Raw genomic sequence first — 14,868 nt, 5'->3', positions numbered from 1 at the left:
CAGCGGCTTTTTACAGCGGGCCTTCAGGCCCGGGCATCACGCCAGCTCAGCGAAGCACTCTTCGATGATGGCCAGGCCTTTGTCCAGTTGCGCATCCGGCGAGGTCAGCGGCACCAGCACCCGCAGAACGTTGCCGTAGGTGCCGCAGGACAGCAGGATCAGGCCCTTGTCGCGGGCCTTGGCCACAACCTGGGCCACGGCGGCGGCGTTCGGCTTGTGGCTATCGCCGTTCTCGAACAGCTCGACCGCGATCATCGCGCCCAGGGCACGCACTTCACCGATCACCGGGTACTTGGCCTGGATGGCCTTGAGGCCGGTCACCAGGCGCTCGCCCACGGCCTTGCAGCGGTCCAGCAGGTGCTCTTCCTCGAACACTTCCATCACCGCCAGGGCTGCCGCGCAAGCGATCGGGCTACCGGCGTAGGTGCCGCCCAGGCCGCCTGGAGCGATGGCGTCCATGTACTCGGCCTTGCCGCAGACACCGGCCAGGGGGAAGCCGCCGGCGATGGATTTGGCGAAGGTGGTCAGGTCGGCGGTAACGCCCATCTGTTCCATGGCGAAGAAGGTGCCGGTACGGCCAGCGCCGGTCTGCACTTCGTCAGCGATCAGCAGGATGCCGTGCTGGTCGCACAGGGCGCGCAGGCGCTTCATGAATTCCTTCGGCGCAACGTAGAAACCACCTTCGCCCTGGACCGGCTCGATGATGATTGCGGCGATGTCACGAGGCTCGGCGTCGTTCTTGAAGATGCGCTCGATGCTGGCGATGGAGTCGTCGATGCTCACGCCGTGCAGTTCATTCGGGTACAGCGCGCGGAAGATGCCGCCTGGCATCAGGCCCATGCCGGCCGAGTAAGGCACGACTTTACCGGTCAGGCCCAGGGTCATCATGGTGCGACCGTGGTAGGCGCCGGTGAAGGCGATCACGCCGGCGCGGCCAGTGGCGGCGCGGGCGATTTTCACAGCGTTTTCCACGGCTTCGGAACCGGTGGTCACCAGCAGGGTTTTCTTGGCGAAGTCACCTGGGACCTTGGCGTTGATTTTCTCGCACAGCTCCACGTACGGCTCGTAGGCCAGGACCTGGAAGCAGGTGTGGGTCAGCTTGTTCAGCTGCTCGGTCACTGCGGCGATGATCTTCGGGTGCACGTGGCCGGTGTTCAGTACCGCGATGCCGCCGGCGAAGTCGATGAACTCGCGACCTTCAACGTCGGTGACCGTGGCGTTCTTCGCGCTGTCGGCGAAAATCGGGTGAATCTGGCCAACACCGCGAGGGACAGCGGCTTCACGGCGTTTCATCAGGGATGCGTTGGTCTTGCTCATAAAATCCTCATTCACCGCTCCTAAAGCGGCGTGATTCAAGGGTTGCGGGGCCGGAAGGGCTGCGACAGCATGCGTTGATCGACTGTCGGAGGCGCTCCGGGCCACCTTGAAAATTACGTTTTTACAGCGGCGCAGAGGGACAGCGCTCTCGTGCCCCCTGCGCTTGAAGCGAAATCAGATGCCCAGGCAGAGGTACTTGATTTCCAGGTAGTCCTCGATGCCGTACTTGGAGCCTTCGCGACCCAGGCCCGAAGCCTTGATGCCGCCGAACGGCGCCACTTCGTTGGAGATCAGGCCGGTGTTGACCCCGACCATGCCGTATTCCAGGGCCTCGGCCACACGGAACACACGGCCCAGGTCGCGGGCATAGAAGTACGAGGCCAGGCCGAACTCGGTGTCGTTGGACATGGCGATGACTTCGGCCTCGTCCTTGAAGCGGAACAGTGGCGCCAATGGACCGAAGGTCTCTTCCTTGGCCACCGCGGCGTTTTTCGGCACGTTGGTGAGGATGGTCGGTTCGAAGAAGTTGCCTTCCATCGGCTTGCCGCCCGCCAGCAGGGTCGCGCCTTTGCTCAGGGCATCGTTGATGTGCTCCTGGACCTTGGCCACGGCCTTCTCGTCGATCAGCGGACCGGTGGTGGTGCCTTCTTCCAGGCCGTTGCCGATCTTCAGCTTGGCCACCGCGACTTTGAGCTTCTCGGCGAAGGCGTCGTACACCGAATCCTGGATGTACAGGCGGTTGGCGCAGACGCAGGTCTGGCCGTTGTTGCGGTACTTGGAGATGATCGCGCCTTCGACGGCCTTATCCAGGTCGGCGTCGTCGAACACGATGAACGGCGCGTTGCCGCCCAGTTCCAGGGAAACCTTCTTGATGTCCTTGGCGCATTCGGCCATCAGCTGGCGGCCGATTTCGGTGGAGCCGGTGAACGACAGCTTGCGCACGATCGGGTTGCTGGTCAGCTCGCCGCCGATGTCGCCGGCGCTGCCGGTGACCACGCTCAGCACACCTTTGGGGATGCCGGCACGGTGCGCCAGTTCCACCAGGGCCAGGGCCGAGAACGGGGTTTGCGAGGCGGGCTTGATCACCATGGTGCAACCGGCGGCCAGGGCCGGGCCGGCTTTACGGGTGATCATCGCCGCCGGGAAGTTCCACGGGGTGATGGCCGCGGTCACGCCGATCGGCTGCTTGATCACGATCAGGCGCTTGTCGGGCTGGTGGCCGGGGATCACGTCGCCGTAGATGCGCTTGGCTTCTTCGGCGAACCATTCGATGAAGGAAGCGGCGTAGGCGATCTCGCCCTTGGCTTCGGCCAGTGGCTTGCCTTGCTCCAGGGTCATCAGGCGACCGAGGTCGTCCTGGTTCTCGATCAGCAATTCGTACCAGCGGCGCAGCTTGCTGGCGCGCTCCTTGGCGGTCAGGGCACGCCAAGCCGGCAGGGCCTTGTCGGCGGCTTCGATGGCACGGCGGGTTTCCGCGGCGCCCATCTTCGGCACGGTGCCGAGGATCTCGCCGGTGGCGGGGTTGTTGACCTTGATCGTCTGGCCATTGTCCGCGTCGACCCAAGCCCCATCGATGAAGGCTTGTTGGCGGAACAACTGGGCGTCTTTGAGCTGCATGTCGGCTTCCTTAACAGCACCGCGCATACGCGGGGCGAATTGTGATTGTAGAAAGGCGCCTCGTCAGGAGTGGGCGCAGTCGCGCTGCCACCGGCCTGCATCGAGGCTGCCGTCAGGAAAATCGTTCACTGGGTTGAAGCACGAAAATATCGCACACAAGGATAGACGTGCCCTTGGGCACCCAGGCAAGAGCGTTTGAAATCTCAAACGAATCCTAGGATCAATGGGGGTAAAGGACAATAGGCTGTTCGAAAAAAAGAACGTAAAGGCGCCTGGCGGTCAATATCCCGGGGCAAGGCCGCCGATCGCCGGGCCAAAAGACAACGCCCCCGCAGCCTTCGACAGGCGGCGGGGGCGTTGGCAACACGCCAGCGGAAGGGTCAGCCGCTGAACGACTTGAGCACCGTCAACAGGCTGGTGAGGTTGTCGGCCACACCGCCCTGGGCGACTTTCTCGGTGGCCGAGGCACCGGCGGTGGTGTCGACGCTGTAGATCTGCATCACGCCCTGGTTGGTCGCGGCCTGGGCCAGGGTGTTTTGCTGCTGCTGGGCCGACACCGAGTTCTGGAACAGGATGGCCACGGACTGGCCCATGGACTGGTAGATGGTGCCCATCGACATGGCCGGCGCTTCGGCGACGACCTTGACGTTGGTCTGGGTGACGGCATCGGTGATTTGCGGACTGACTGTGCTCATAAAAACTCCATTTTTTCAGCAGGAAAGTTCAACGGGAAATCAGGCGTTCAGCCACTCAGCCCTGGAAGGACTTGAGTACCGTCAGCAAGCTGGTGAGGTTGTCGGAAACACCGCCCTGGGCGACCTTCTCGGTCGCCGCGGCACCGGCGGTGGTATCGACGCTGTAGATCTGCATCACGCCCTGGTTGGTTGCGGCCTGGGCCAGGGTGTTTTGCTGCTGCTGCGCCGAGACCGAGTTCTGGAACAGGATCGCGGTGGCCTGGGCCATGGATTGGTAGATGGTGCCCATCGCCATGGCCGGCGCTTCAGCGACGACTTTGACGTTGGTCTGGGTGACGGCATCGGTGATTTGTTCGTTAACAAGTGGCATGGCTCAACTTCCTTTGTTAGTACACGGAGCATTCCGTGTCATTGAGTGAACGTGGCAGCCCGGGTCCTGTGAACCTGAGCCAGCAGAGGCCCGGGGCTTGGTTCAGGGGGTGCCTATTGCCCGCTGCCCGTGTTCTGGGTCACTTGCTTGAGGGTGTCCTCGACTTTCTGCGACAGCTCGCTCATCCGCGCTTCCACGGCCGCTTTCACTTCCTGCTGCACCAGGGTGCTGATCATCGCCTTGAGCACCGGGTCGTCCGCCGAGACCGGCGCCGGTGCTGGTGAAGCCGGGGATGGGCCAGAGGGTGGAGGCGAAGCCTGGACCGGCGACAGGGCTCCGGCGGCCGCCAACAGTTGCTGGAGCACCAGCTCCTGGGCCTGGGGATCGTTTCTGCTGCCGGCATTGGCGCCGCTTATCTGTTCGAGAATCTGCCGGGTGCGCCGCTCATCGTCCTGCAGCACCTGACCGGCACGCTGGCGGGCCTGATCGACGGTTTGCTGCGAGGCCTGGGAAAGGTCCATCGGCTTGTTGCGCACAAAAGCCTCCAGCACCTGGCGCTCGACCAGGGTCAATGGCCGCTTCAGGTAGGCCTCGGCAAAACGGATGATCGTCTCTAGCGCATTGGGGTCTTCAGTCGCCATCTCATGCTCCTTCTTCGATGAATGGCGTTGAAGGGCTGGGCACCGGGTCCGTCGAACTTCAACGCCAGGGGGTAAGCAGGGGCCGCGCAAGCACAGCCCTTGAATTCAAGCCACTGGGGCGCCTTGCGCGCCCGGGTGGGAGGTTCAGGACGACGGCCGATTGGCCAGGGTCGCGCTGTACTTGGCGATGCTGGCGTCGATCTTGTCGATGGCCACGCTGGCGGCTTCGGCCTCCATGGCCCCGGCAGCCGCCGCCACCGCTGCCGCCGCCCCCACCATCAGATCGGTGGCCAGGACGCCCAGGGCATCCTCGGCGGCGCCCTTGACGTTCTCTTTGACGATGTTCTCGGTCATCTGCTTGAGCAGCACCGCCTGGGCCGCCAGGGCCAGCTTGCTGACCCCGTCGAAGTACCCCGCCGCCGACTGCGCCACCAGGCCGGCGGCCTGGCTGATCATCATGTCGGGAGCTATCGCGATCTGTGCCGGGGCATAACTGAAGGTCTGGGCATTGGTGAACTGCACCGCCTGGACGATCTGGCTGTTCAGGGCATCAGTGCTGTCGGTGCTGGGGGTGGTGGCCTGCTTCAGCATCTGCTCGTTCATCGTTTCCATCACCGAGACCGGTGCCGCGCCGGCCGGCGATTTCGAGGGTGAAGGATCGGCCGCCGGTGCGGCGGCCGGTTCGTTCGCCGGATCGGCAGCGCTCGCCGCAGCCGGGTCCGCGGCCGGAGCGGCAGCGCTCGGGTCACCGGCCACGCTCGCGGCGTCATCGGCCGGGGCGGCGAGTGGGGATTTCTTCTTGAACCACGCCATGACGATTCTCCCGGGCCAGCAGGCCCTACTCGCCGATGGCCATGATCAACGCCACGGCCTTGGACACCACCGCATTGGAGATCTGGTTCAGCGCCTGCTGACTGTTGACCGCGTTCTGCAATGACAGGCCCGCCGAATGGCTGGCCACCTGGTACAGCGAGGCAATGGCCTGGGCCGGAGCCTCGGCCACGACCTTGACGTTGGTCTGGGTGACAGCGTCGGTGATCTGCGAGTTGACCATGGGATCTGGCATACATCTCTCCTTAGATGGAAGGCCCCCCGCAGGATGCGGCGGCGCCGGCTACAGCGTCGAAAACAGGCTCACTGAACGAGAACGTGCCAGCGGGCCTGCTGTGAATCTTCAGCGCCGATCAACGCAGCGCCGCCCGTAACAGCTGCACATGCTTGCGCGCCAGGGGCTGGTTCATCCCCAGCTCGGCGGCAATGTGTGGGTAGGGCAGGTCATCGACAAACTTTAGTTCAAACAACCGGCGCTTCTTCAGCGGCAACTGCGCCACCCGTCGACTGAGCAGGGCCAGGGCTTCGAGCAGTTCCACCTGATCCAGCACCGACATCTGCGGCGCCTCCAGTTGCTGCAGCGGGTCCTGTTCCAGATCGACCAGGTTGACGAACAGACGGCGCTCCCGAGCCAGCCGGCGGCAGCTGTCGAGAAACACATGGTCCAGCACCAGGAACAGAAAACCCTGGGGATCGCGGATCCGCTCCGGCGACCGGCGAAAGAACAGCAGGGCCTTGATTGCCGTGGCGGCCAGCCATTCCTGGGCACTGTCGACATTGCCCCGCGCCAGCTGCCGGGCGCGGCGCTGCAACCCGGGCAACACCGCCCGCCAGCTTGCCTCGAACAGCGGATCGGCCAGTGCCGCCTGCAGGCCGCCTTGCATGGAACAATTCATCTCCCGCACCTCCCTGTGCCCCGTGACTGCACGGATATGGCTGCAGGGTGCGCTGGCCCCCAGGAGCGAAGCAGCGGGAAAAATTGCCGCCACGGCCCGGGTTTCCCTGGGTTCCGGGCGCCTGGGGCAACAGGATGAAAACCGGCGTGGACGCCCCGAGTCGACATAGGTATGATGTCGCCCGCACTGCATCCGTAGCTCAGCTGGATAGAGTACTGCCCTCCGAAGGCAGGGGTCGTGGGTTCGAATCCCGCCGGGTGCACCATCTTCTTTCCCTTGTATTACAAGGGGATAGCGCTCCTGACAGAAACCTGTCCTAGTCCTGAAAGTCGTTTTTGCCACAAATTTGCCACACTTGAACGTGGCGGGAATGGTCGAAATGGCAACAATTAGGAATCGCGGCGAGTATCAGTGGGAAGCGCAAATCCGCCGTAAGGGCTATCCGGCCCAGCGCAAAACCTTCGAAACCAAATCCGATGCCCAAGCCTGGGCACGCATGATCGAAAGCGAAATCGACCGGGGTATCTTTGTTTCTCGTGTTGAGGCTGAACGCACTGCTTTTTATCAACTCATTGATCGCTACATCTCCGAGATCGCTCCGAAGCACAAAGGCGCCTATTCGGAAATCAAACGACTGGAAGCGCTCAAGCGTCACCCGCTGGCGACACGCATCGTTGCCACCCTCACCTCCTCCGATTTTGCCCGCTACCGTGATGAACGCTTGAAGATCCGCAAGGGCAACACGGTGAAGCGTGAACTAGCATTGTTTCAGTGCGTGATCGAGGTCGCTCGCCGGGAGTGGGGAATTCATCTTACCGAGAACCCCGTCAGGATGGTCAGCCGTCCCAGCTACAACGACGAACGCTCGCGGCGGCTCGACCCAATTGAAGAGCAATACATCCTCAACGCCCTGGAGCTTCGTGAGCGCCGTGCTGACGGCACCTATGCCGACGCCTCACACAATCCATGGATACGGCCCATTGTCCAACTGGCGATTGAGACAGCCATGCGTCGTGGCGAAATTTTCGAGCTGCGCTGGAAGCATGTGAACCTAGATCGCAGGACCGCGCATCTTCCAGCGACCAAGAACGGACTGCCCAGAACCGTCCCGCTTTCACCAAAGGCTATTCAGCTGCTGAAGGACTTGCCGCGCTCGCTGTGCGGTCGAGTCTTCCCCACCACCGCCGACGCTCTCAAGAAGGCCTTTGTGCGAGGCCTGGAGCGAGCGAGGCTGAAATACCTGGGGGATTGCGGGGCGGCGCAGGTAACGCCTCAGGAAGACTTCCTGATCAATCTACGCTTTCACGATCTGCGGCATGAAGCGACATGTCGGCTTGCGACCAAGCTGCCGAACTTGATCGAGCTTGCCAGCGTGACGGGCCATCGGGAGGTGAACATGCTGAAGCGTTACTACAACATCACCGCAGAAGAGCTCGCGGCAAAGCTGGCTTGATCAGACCTATGGCTACTTCTCAGTGGTCAGCTTGGAGCTGACCACTGATCTTGCAACACGCCCGCGCGAACTTAGCATAGGTCTACGAGGCACTGTTGCCGGGTCAGCAATCGCCTCTTGTTGCGGCCCCTTCCTTCAGAAAACCTTTCATCTGTTAAAAAGCTGTCCTAGTGATTGAGCGGCTGATTGGCAAAAGCTGGCCTCACCAGATCAATCGAGCGATAAAGCGATGACAGTAGATTATGAAACTATCCAGAAAATACAGAAGCTTGGCGATGATGTTCTGATTGGCGTGGTTGAAGTAGCAGCGCTGACCGGCTTCAGCGTGCTTACGGTCCGTCAACGCAAATTGCCGGGGCTTGAGCCTGTACCGGGACTGTCAAGGTTGAGATGGAGACTGGGTGATCTGAGAACTTGGATGCGCACCGGCAACACCGAAAGTCGAGATTCAGCCACCGTCACCGCACCTTTTTCACATCCGAAACGCACAGGGAGGCCCACAAAGAAAGCACAGGTAGAGGCGCGACAATGAACTGTCCTGGCTCGATTCAACTCCTTTGCACCGGGAGCAGTGAGCATGGGTAGACAACGAACTATTCGGGACCAGAATTTTTGGCGCTCCCCACGTTTACTGAATTGCACCACAGAGGACAAAGTTGCTTTGCTGCACCTGTTAACTGCTCCTGACAGCAACATTACGGGCGTATACCCACTTGTTCCACGCATTGCCGGAGCAGAAATTGGATGGACGGCAGATCAGTGGTTGCAGGTCATCCACCGCCTCCAGGATGAAGACCTCGCCAGGTATGACAACGTGAGACTCATCGTTTGGGTAAGAATCTGGTGGGATCACCACTCTGCTACTCAAGTGACAGGGCCAAAACTACGGGCCAGAGCGGTGGAAGAAATTCGCCGTATCCCAAGCGAGTGGCTAGACGACTTTCTGAATGACTTCAATGAAAGACTGAGCGACGACCAGCAGGATTTGATAGATGAATCCCTCCGGCCGCGCTCAAAGCGATACGTAGAGGAGGACTCGATATCACACGGATGCCATATCGATACCGTATCAGCCAAGGTCATACCTAACACTAAACCTCAACCCAAACTCTCAACCAAAACACCAACGTCTTTGCCCACCTCTTACGAATTGGATATGTCAGGAATCCCTCCTGAACATCGGACGGATGTCCACAGAGCGCTTGTGAAGGCGAAGGTTAGCGGAAAACTTAGACATAGGCCGCAACTCGTAGTCAACGCGATGGCAGAAAATTACCGATCTGCTTCAGGTAAGCCGCATAACGCCATGGCCTTAACTCTGTATCTGGCCGAGAATCTGAATGGCGGTAACGAAGTGAGCTAGGTTTGTCTGAAGCCAACTCAAACGGGGAGGATGAATGCCATGGCTAGAAGGAGTCGTACCGCCGTTGAGCGAATAATCCTCCAAGCTCGGATATGGGGGTGGGATATGTCTTGGTCGTTCAGCATGGCCACGCGGTCCGATACAAGAACAATCGGCCACCATTATTCAGAGCATACGGTGATCAAGCTTTACGGCTCCGTTCGATACCCCGAAACATTCAAATACCCGACCCTAGAATGCTACCTATACGTTGATCCACTGCTCCTAAGCGACAAGTCGGTTCCTCTCTGCATCGGCTCCATGCAGGCAACGGGTAGTAGGCTTATCGCATATGTCGCCGTTCACAATGATCGTTTCAACAGCTTGGTCACCGCTGCTAGTCGACTTGTTGCCCTGGAGATAAATGCGGAGCCGTTGAAATACCGCAAAGCTAAGGTGATGGGTATCCACCTAAGCACCGAGCTGGAGTCTGATTGGTGATGGTTTTTTGATCATAGGGGCGCTAGTGTCCGGCGCGCGTGCACTAGCCCTGCCCCGGTAGAGAGAGACGTATGTCGAGGCCAAAAATCCTCATTCCTCGTCGAAGTAATCGCTATCCAATTTCGGCAGTTTGAGAAGCCGAGACGTTACCCCAACCTCATGGTCCATCATGAGGTTGACCAAGCGGATGCCGTCCACCAGCACCATGCCTTCCACTGAGCGGACAAAGTCGATGCCTTGGGCAGTGAAACCCGAAGTAGTGATAAAGACCCCTCGCTTGGCCTTTTGCCCAGCAAGTGCTCCATAGAACGCTTGCAACTCAGGACGGCCCACAGTGCCTTGCCAGCGCTTTGCTTGGACATAGACTTTTTCCAGTCCGAGCTTATCAAGCGAAATTACCCCGTCAATTCCGCCATCTCCGCTTCCACCAACACGCTGCAAGTCGTTTCGACTAGCTCCGTAGCCAAGGCTGTGCAACACGTCGAGAACAATGACTTCAAAACGGTTGGGGCTGACTTGTAGCAGGTTATCCAGTAGATCAGCAGCTGTCGCATTGCGTAGCTCGCGCAGAGCCTGCTCCAACCGATCGTCTGGGCTCATAGTTGCTGATATCGGTGTGTCTGCCCCCTGCTCACGTCCATCTAGCGGGACGGCATCGGAGGCGCTCCTAAGCTTAACGTCCATGAAGCCGATGGCAAGTTGTTCAACCTGATTCGTAGTGAGCGGTGAAGGGTGCTGTGTGGAATAAACAGCGCCAGCTTCGGTTAGCTTCCAGTAACCTCGTTTGGCGCTGGAGGATAATCCTGCGCGCTTGAGACGGTCATGAGCCCATCCTGCGCGGTTCTTATAGGTCGCTTGCCCACTCGCAATCAGCTCTTGAAGCTGTGGTTCAGATAAATTCAAAGCCCGGGCCGCAGCTTCATGCGCGTCGCGTGCTGTCGCACCTTCCGGATTAGCCGCAAGGTAACGCAATATTGGCTCAATGAATTTGTCGTATGTAGGAACGGACATCAGGATTCCTTTCGCAAGATTGCCAGCGTGGGCAAATGTTGTAAGCCGCATGTTATTTGGAGCAATCGGTTACTTCGAGGCCTAATGAGTTTGCCAGCTCTCGCGCTTCTGAATCGACACGTAAGCGGCTGACCACTGCTTGCGCTCGCTCCTTCTCTTTGGCCAGATACACCTCGGTAAAACACTCGACAATCTGCTCCTGAGTCAAACTTGGCGCCGATATCTGACGCTTCAGCCTGTTCAGAATTTTGCGGGCGCTGAGTTGGGCCGCCTCTCGCAGATATGACCCGAGTAGAAGATCGCGAAAAACCCATTCAGAGATCCATCCCTTCGCGAATGCCCAAAACAACAACCGATGGTAGGTATCCCAAGCAATGCGCGAATGGCCACTTAGATAACGTCGCAGGATTCGACCGTCGGCGTCCCTAAAACCATAAATCCCAAGCTCAGTAAGCAATCGCTCCAGCTTGACCTTGGACATGCCCGACTTCAGAGCAATACCAGAGAACAGGTACTCGACCATATCCACAGGCACGCGCACAACGAAATTTTTTCTACCTGTGTCCTCATGACGCTTAATCTCACGAAAGACGAACTGGAAGGCTTCTGTTGGGTCGATGTCCGGATGAGATAGCTGCATCTCGCTATTCTTTGGCTAATGGGCGTAGCTGTCAAAGGAGTACCAAACTGGTTAGCCACTACAAGTATCGGCATTGGAGATGCGAAGCCTGCGAAATTTAAAAGCTCGCCAAAATGCTCTGTCGCACGTTTGATACTTTGAGCGTCGCCCCTAATGAGCCCGGCAAATCATTCGAGCACATCATCCGAGGTGAATTGATGCACATCGCTCCACAACGATTCCGGTGCGGAAAAAACATAGTGGAATAAATCCGAAGGACAACTGCTGCCTACTACCGCCCATGCAGAGCCTGGGCAATAGCAGGCAGCCTGATCATTAACTGATTATGACCTCGAGCTACTCTGTGAAACGTACGATCTCCGCGATGAAAACGGCGCCCCGCATGCCGCTTTTCTCGCGAAAAATGTTCAACACGTGAGGAGCTATTAGCCTCTCACGAACGCTGGCGGGGCAATACGCTGTCGGCGCTGGCTAGGATCGGCAGAGTCACGCAGAGCGTCCTTGATGCGCTGAGCAGAAATCTCAAGTTCTTCAGGGGAGGCGTTCTGGATACCAAGAATCAATCGCTCACGATTGGAGCGCTTCAGACGCATAATCTCGGCGAAGCTACTTTCGTCGTCACTGGATTGTTCCATAACAACCTCCAAGGCATCTTGAGATGAATGACCGGAGAAATGCACGGCCGTGTCAAATAGCTCTCTCAGATTCGTCACTTTAGCCTTTGTGCTCCCGCTTCACCACAACCATCCAAAAATCGTCTCATTCTTATCAACGTCAAGTTTGCACGCGTACTGCTTATCCCCCAGCTCTGTATCAGAAAGCCACTCAAGGCCGGGGGCAACTCGGTAAATCCTAGCTGTCGCTCCACCGTCCTTCGCGCAATCCAATTGTCGTATCCTCAGCCGCTAATGGATGATGCATTCTTTGCTTATGTAATCGTTTTAAATTCGCCTTTTTTCGTACCCTAGGCGCCCCCTCAGTGCTTACGCCTTTTGCATCCCGGCTGTAACTGGGTAGTGCACAAGTCATCTAAATTCTGAAAGCAAAGACTAGGACAAGGTAGGGTTTGCTATACCGCCAGTACCTGGCGCCTCACAACCGGCGCGCACCAGTCGTTCCACTCCCTCTGCTTTGCCTACCTTCCCCGCTCAGGGCAAGCCCCGAGACCCCAACACCTGGAAAAGGAAAGCTCATGAGCCTTAGCGAACAACGCCGACGCACAGGATGGCTGCCGGCAATTCGTTGTTTCGAGGAAGAAGAAGCACTGGTACGCGAGAAAGCCCACGACAGCGGAATGAGTGTTGGTCAATTCGTGCGGGCCGCGGCATTGAAGCGACAGACCAGAAGCAAAATTGACTCCCACGTAATCAATGAGCTGCGGTGCCTAGGTGGCCTTCAAAAGCATCTTTTCACAAAGGGCAACGGCGCCCTTTCCAAGGAGTAAGCAAATGTCTTGGTTGAGATAACCGAGGCAATTAAGCGAATCGGGTGTTGAGGTAAACCCGTTGGCGGCTGCCTCACAACCCTGTCCGTATCTTATGCATTGCCAGGACTTCATGCTCTGCTAAACCATGAATGCACTGTTCCAACCCTGCCGTCGAGCTCAGCACTTGATGCTCGATTTCCTGTTGCTCCAACAATCGTCCCAACAAGATGACCTCTCCGTCCGCTTCCAGCTTACGAAGCTGCTCTGGACAGCTAAAAGCCCAACGATCAAGTATTTTCCAGCCACGGGCGTGATAAGACGGAGAGCGAAGAACAGATTGAATGGAGGAGCTTGCCAGGACGTTGGCGGCAATGATTAGCGGTGCGCGATCACTGAACATGTGTATCTCCCACTTTACGGAGGCGTGTGATCATTCTTGTATTTTGCGCGATCGAGGAAGACCGGAATCCGCCCTGTTGCTGCAGCTCTCCAATATGCTGATGGCAGAACCCAAGCGCCGTAAGGACAGCAACATCGTTACGGGCAAGCGCCCGATTAACCAAACGCATCGTTTCATTGGACTGCTCCAGTCGAGTGATATCTGCCATCTCAGTACCATTTCTGATTGGTTTGCTCATGGATTTCTTCCAATAAATGATGGACTACGATCAGTAATCCTAGCCCCATGCTGCATCTAGCTGCCAAGCAAATTACTGAGCCGAGCCTCAGTGCTGAGCACCTCTGCTGACCTAAGAACGATGCTAAATACCGGAATATCAAGATTGCTGGTCAAAACCTCCAACCGGTGATTGCGCTTGCCGGCCGGTACGATCCGCCAGCTATTCACTTCATTGAACTGTAAGAAATGCTCTGCGCCGTTGACCGGATAGACCAACAGCCTCCGCGCGGAAGCATCAATACCCAAGTAGGCATCGCTCATCTTCGCAAATACTTCGATGTGCGGATAAAAACCTACAGCCAGTAACCCCGCGACCTGCCGCTTCAGCTTTTTTGCATAATGTCGATCCACACACCAGAACAACCATGCCCCTCCAACGAAGTAGAAAGCCAGAGCCCAAAATATCCACCGAACAGCGGGGTCAGCGCCGCCAGAAAATCCCAGGAAGAACGGCAGGCTGAAACCGCAAAGAACCACTACAACCAGCAGCAACGCGCCAACTGGTAGACACCCGACAGCCCACAGCACTCGAAAAAACTCCAATAGAACTCTCATCACAGCCTCCTCGAATCATTCGTAAAGCACAAAATAACTGAAAATCAGATATCCCAAAAGCAGATATAGCGTTGCAAGCCGCACCTTCTCGGATACGGCCATGACCAAAGCTATTTATCGGCGTGAGCACACCATTTTTCTCCAAGTGCTGAAACGCATACGTGTCGAGTCAGGACTGACTCAAGCTCAGTGTTCTGCTGCCCTGAACAGGCCGCAGTCATTCATGAGCGATGTGGAACGGGGGGTAAGGAGGCTCGATACCGTTCAGCTCCGTGACTTATGCCTTGTCCTAGGAACTGATCTCACAAGCTTTTCCAGGGCTTATGAACAAGCACTCAAAGAAGAGTCCCAATAAGCAAAAAAAGACAGATCCCGGCCAAAATCAGCCAGTCACACGCATACGGCATTCAAGGCGATTCATCTCCATTTGAATGACTACGGCAAAGGAGCGCCATTGATCGACGATCATTATCAGGCACTGATACAATTGGCGATTAGGTCTACATTATTAGGAACTTTGGGCCATGGAGAGCTGTATCGTCGGTATCAGAAACCCCGAGGGTTCGCTACCAAAGCTAAAAGAGACACCGAGCATCTGGTTCCCTTCTCTTGCTTCCTTGGCCGCCGTACTGTCGGACGACAACCGGCGTTTGCTGCGACTGATCCATGAAAAACAACCAAAATCCCTTACGGAGCTAGCTGAACTCAGCGGTCGTAAGGTGCCGAATCTGTCGCGTACACTTCGCTTAATGGCGGATTACGGTTTGGTCTCGTTGCAACGCAACGTCCGGGATGTCCAGCCGACAGCCTTGGCGACCGAGTTTTTGGTCGTGCTGGATTGAAGGTCGCTGATGAGGGAAGTCTACCGATGAGCCAGGATGGGCAAATGCTAAT

The 14,868-nt window shown here is 57.7% G+C and carries 20 protein-coding genes and 1 tRNA gene; 7 read left to right on the top strand and 14 right to left on the bottom strand.

Translation table 11 applies throughout. The annotated features are described in order from the left end of the window. Positions 1–36: 36 nt before the first annotated feature. The 8 genes from gabT to ACZ5BO_RS02075 all read right to left on the bottom strand — a co-directional run bounded on the left by gabT (position 37) and on the right by ACZ5BO_RS02075 (position 6,367). Entirely contained in the window at positions 37–1,317 is a 1,281-nt protein-coding gene (gene gabT / locus ACZ5BO_RS02110) for a 4-aminobutyrate--2-oxoglutarate transaminase (protein WP_025128566.1), read from the bottom strand. 174 nt (positions 1,318–1,491) lie between these two features. Then, on the bottom strand, positions 1,492–2,934 hold the full coding sequence (gene gabD, locus ACZ5BO_RS02105) for an NADP-dependent succinate-semialdehyde dehydrogenase (protein ID WP_025128567.1): 1,443 nt from the start codon (positions 2,932–2,934) through the stop codon (positions 1,492–1,494). 380 nt (positions 2,935–3,314) lie between these two features. Then, positions 3,315–3,629, bottom strand: coding sequence for a RebB family R body protein (locus ACZ5BO_RS02100; RefSeq protein ID WP_025128568.1), 315 nt, complete (start codon positions 3,627–3,629; stop codon positions 3,315–3,317). A 55-nt stretch (positions 3,630–3,684) separates the two neighbouring features. Next, entirely contained in the window at positions 3,685–3,999 is a 315-nt protein-coding gene (locus ACZ5BO_RS02095) for a RebB family R body protein (RefSeq protein WP_025128569.1), read from the bottom strand. 113 nt (positions 4,000–4,112) lie between these two features. Beyond that, entirely contained in the window at positions 4,113–4,640 is a 528-nt protein-coding gene (locus tag ACZ5BO_RS02090; RefSeq protein ID WP_025128570.1) for a hypothetical protein, read from the bottom strand. A gap of 144 nt (positions 4,641–4,784) precedes the next feature. Continuing rightward, the gene (locus ACZ5BO_RS02085; RefSeq protein ID WP_025128571.1) at positions 4,785–5,453 is read right to left on the bottom strand and encodes a hypothetical protein; all 669 of its coding nucleotides are present in this window, start codon (positions 5,451–5,453) and stop codon (positions 4,785–4,787) included. Positions 5,454–5,478: 25 nt separating this feature from the next. Continuing rightward, positions 5,479–5,706: a RebB family R body protein gene (locus tag ACZ5BO_RS02080; RefSeq protein ID WP_011058560.1), complete on the bottom strand. Its 228-nt coding sequence runs from the start codon at positions 5,704–5,706 to the stop codon at positions 5,479–5,481. Between the two features lie 118 nt (positions 5,707–5,824). Continuing rightward, positions 5,825–6,367, bottom strand: coding sequence for an RNA polymerase sigma factor (locus ACZ5BO_RS02075; RefSeq protein WP_464697996.1), 543 nt, complete (start codon positions 6,365–6,367; stop codon positions 5,825–5,827). A 188-nt stretch (positions 6,368–6,555) separates the two neighbouring features. Here ACZ5BO_RS02075 and ACZ5BO_RS02070 point away from each other — a divergent pair. The 4 genes from ACZ5BO_RS02070 (at position 6,556) to ACZ5BO_RS02055 (ending at position 9,183) form a co-directional block, all read left to right on the top strand. Next, positions 6,556–6,632, top strand: a tRNA-Arg gene (locus ACZ5BO_RS02070). Positions 6,633–6,737: 105 nt separating this feature from the next. Then, entirely contained in the window at positions 6,738–7,820 is a 1,083-nt protein-coding gene (locus ACZ5BO_RS02065; RefSeq protein WP_464697994.1) for a site-specific integrase, read from the top strand. A gap of 229 nt (positions 7,821–8,049) precedes the next feature. Next, positions 8,050–8,352: a hypothetical protein gene (locus ACZ5BO_RS02060; RefSeq protein ID WP_459025240.1), complete on the top strand. Its 303-nt coding sequence runs from the start codon at positions 8,050–8,052 to the stop codon at positions 8,350–8,352. A 45-nt stretch (positions 8,353–8,397) separates the two neighbouring features. Next, a complete protein-coding gene (locus ACZ5BO_RS02055; RefSeq protein ID WP_045791422.1) occupies positions 8,398–9,183 on the top strand; it encodes a hypothetical protein in 786 nt (261 codons plus the stop codon). 570 nt (positions 9,184–9,753) lie between these two features. On the opposite strand, the gene ACZ5BO_RS02050 is transcribed toward ACZ5BO_RS02055, so the two are convergent. From ACZ5BO_RS02050 to ACZ5BO_RS02040, 3 genes are all read right to left on the bottom strand, one after another. Beyond that, entirely contained in the window at positions 9,754–10,674 is a 921-nt protein-coding gene (locus tag ACZ5BO_RS02050) for a restriction endonuclease (protein ID WP_464697992.1), read from the bottom strand. A 52-nt stretch (positions 10,675–10,726) separates the two neighbouring features. Further along, positions 10,727–11,314, bottom strand: a complete 588-nt coding sequence (locus ACZ5BO_RS02045; RefSeq protein ID WP_464697990.1) for a hypothetical protein — start codon at positions 11,312–11,314, stop codon at positions 10,727–10,729. A 425-nt stretch (positions 11,315–11,739) separates the two neighbouring features. Further along, the gene (locus ACZ5BO_RS02040; RefSeq protein WP_464697988.1) at positions 11,740–11,949 is read right to left on the bottom strand and encodes a hypothetical protein; all 210 of its coding nucleotides are present in this window, start codon (positions 11,947–11,949) and stop codon (positions 11,740–11,742) included. A 557-nt stretch (positions 11,950–12,506) separates the two neighbouring features. Between ACZ5BO_RS02040 and mobA the strand changes: the two genes are divergently transcribed. After that, complete coding sequence (mobA, locus tag ACZ5BO_RS02035; protein WP_464697986.1) at positions 12,507–12,758, top strand: plasmid mobilization protein MobA; 252 nt, start codon at positions 12,507–12,509, stop codon at positions 12,756–12,758. A 73-nt stretch (positions 12,759–12,831) separates the two neighbouring features. Here the strand turns inward: mobA and ACZ5BO_RS02030 are convergent, their stop codons facing one another. Genes ACZ5BO_RS02030 through ACZ5BO_RS02020 form a run of 3 tightly spaced genes read right to left on the bottom strand, consistent with a single transcriptional unit; the run spans position 12,832 to position 13,974 of the window. Beyond that, positions 12,832–13,140, bottom strand: a complete 309-nt coding sequence (locus ACZ5BO_RS02030; RefSeq protein ID WP_464697984.1) for a hypothetical protein — start codon at positions 13,138–13,140, stop codon at positions 12,832–12,834. Continuing rightward, positions 13,130–13,378 (bottom strand): hypothetical protein, encoded by a 249-nt coding sequence (locus ACZ5BO_RS02025; protein WP_464697982.1) that lies wholly within the window; start codon positions 13,376–13,378, stop codon positions 13,130–13,132. Before ACZ5BO_RS02025 ends, ACZ5BO_RS02030 begins: the two co-directional genes overlap by 11 nt. 56 nt (positions 13,379–13,434) lie before the next feature. Then, positions 13,435–13,974, bottom strand: coding sequence for a hypothetical protein (locus tag ACZ5BO_RS02020; protein WP_130138297.1), 540 nt, complete (start codon positions 13,972–13,974; stop codon positions 13,435–13,437). 100 nt (positions 13,975–14,074) lie between these two features. Here ACZ5BO_RS02020 and ACZ5BO_RS02015 point away from each other — a divergent pair, with 100 nt between their 5' ends. Both ACZ5BO_RS02015 and ACZ5BO_RS02010 read left to right on the top strand, forming a co-directional pair. Continuing rightward, positions 14,075–14,329 (top strand): helix-turn-helix domain-containing protein, encoded by a 255-nt coding sequence (locus tag ACZ5BO_RS02015; RefSeq protein WP_464697980.1) that lies wholly within the window; start codon positions 14,075–14,077, stop codon positions 14,327–14,329. Between the two features lie 169 nt (positions 14,330–14,498). Beyond that, positions 14,499–14,816, top strand: a complete 318-nt coding sequence (locus ACZ5BO_RS02010) for an HVO_A0114 family putative DNA-binding protein (RefSeq protein WP_130138299.1) — start codon at positions 14,499–14,501, stop codon at positions 14,814–14,816. Positions 14,817–14,868 lie beyond the last annotated feature (52 nt).

The sequence above is a fragment of the Pseudomonas sp. FFPRI_1 genome (genome assembly GCF_055384485.1).
The sequence above is the reverse complement of the archived record's forward strand: the minus strand, read 5'-3'. Positions and strand labels throughout refer to the sequence as shown.

What these genes read in the sequence shown, in the direction of transcription:
- gabT (WP_025128566.1), bottom strand. Translation starts at nt 1,317, where the DNA reads ATGAGCAAGACCAACGCATCCCTGATGAAACGCCGTGAAGCCGCTGTC.
- gabD (WP_025128567.1), bottom strand. Translation starts at nt 2,934, where the DNA reads ATGCAGCTCAAAGACGCCCAGTTGTTCCGCCAACAAGCCTTCATCGAT.
- ACZ5BO_RS02100 (WP_025128568.1), bottom strand. Translation starts at nt 3,629, where the DNA reads ATGAGCACAGTCAGTCCGCAAATCACCGATGCCGTCACCCAGACCAAC.
- ACZ5BO_RS02095 (WP_025128569.1), bottom strand. Translation starts at nt 3,999, where the DNA reads ATGCCACTTGTTAACGAACAAATCACCGATGCCGTCACCCAGACCAAC.
- ACZ5BO_RS02090 (WP_025128570.1), bottom strand. Translation starts at nt 4,640, where the DNA reads ATGGCGACTGAAGACCCCAATGCGCTAGAGACGATCATCCGTTTTGCC.
- ACZ5BO_RS02085 (WP_025128571.1), bottom strand. Translation starts at nt 5,453, where the DNA reads ATGGCGTGGTTCAAGAAGAAATCCCCACTCGCCGCCCCGGCCGATGAC.
- ACZ5BO_RS02080 (WP_011058560.1), bottom strand. Translation starts at nt 5,706, where the DNA reads ATGCCAGATCCCATGGTCAACTCGCAGATCACCGACGCTGTCACCCAG.
- ACZ5BO_RS02075 (WP_464697996.1), bottom strand. Translation starts at nt 6,367, where the DNA reads ATGAATTGTTCCATGCAAGGCGGCCTGCAGGCGGCACTGGCCGATCCG.
- ACZ5BO_RS02065 (WP_464697994.1), top strand. Translation starts at nt 6,738, where the DNA reads ATGGTCGAAATGGCAACAATTAGGAATCGCGGCGAGTATCAGTGGGAA.
- ACZ5BO_RS02060 (WP_459025240.1), top strand. Translation starts at nt 8,050, where the DNA reads ATGACAGTAGATTATGAAACTATCCAGAAAATACAGAAGCTTGGCGAT.
- ACZ5BO_RS02055 (WP_045791422.1), top strand. Translation starts at nt 8,398, where the DNA reads ATGGGTAGACAACGAACTATTCGGGACCAGAATTTTTGGCGCTCCCCA.
- ACZ5BO_RS02050 (WP_464697992.1), bottom strand. Translation starts at nt 10,674, where the DNA reads ATGTCCGTTCCTACATACGACAAATTCATTGAGCCAATATTGCGTTAC.
- ACZ5BO_RS02045 (WP_464697990.1), bottom strand. Translation starts at nt 11,314, where the DNA reads ATGCAGCTATCTCATCCGGACATCGACCCAACAGAAGCCTTCCAGTTC.
- ACZ5BO_RS02040 (WP_464697988.1), bottom strand. Translation starts at nt 11,949, where the DNA reads ATGGAACAATCCAGTGACGACGAAAGTAGCTTCGCCGAGATTATGCGT.
- mobA (WP_464697986.1), top strand. Translation starts at nt 12,507, where the DNA reads ATGAGCCTTAGCGAACAACGCCGACGCACAGGATGGCTGCCGGCAATT.
- ACZ5BO_RS02030 (WP_464697984.1), bottom strand. Translation starts at nt 13,140, where the DNA reads ATGTTCAGTGATCGCGCACCGCTAATCATTGCCGCCAACGTCCTGGCA.
- ACZ5BO_RS02025 (WP_464697982.1), bottom strand. Translation starts at nt 13,378, where the DNA reads ATGAGCAAACCAATCAGAAATGGTACTGAGATGGCAGATATCACTCGA.
- ACZ5BO_RS02020 (WP_130138297.1), bottom strand. Translation starts at nt 13,974, where the DNA reads ATGAGAGTTCTATTGGAGTTTTTTCGAGTGCTGTGGGCTGTCGGGTGT.
- ACZ5BO_RS02015 (WP_464697980.1), top strand. Translation starts at nt 14,075, where the DNA reads ATGACCAAAGCTATTTATCGGCGTGAGCACACCATTTTTCTCCAAGTG.
- ACZ5BO_RS02010 (WP_130138299.1), top strand. Translation starts at nt 14,499, where the DNA reads ATGGAGAGCTGTATCGTCGGTATCAGAAACCCCGAGGGTTCGCTACCA.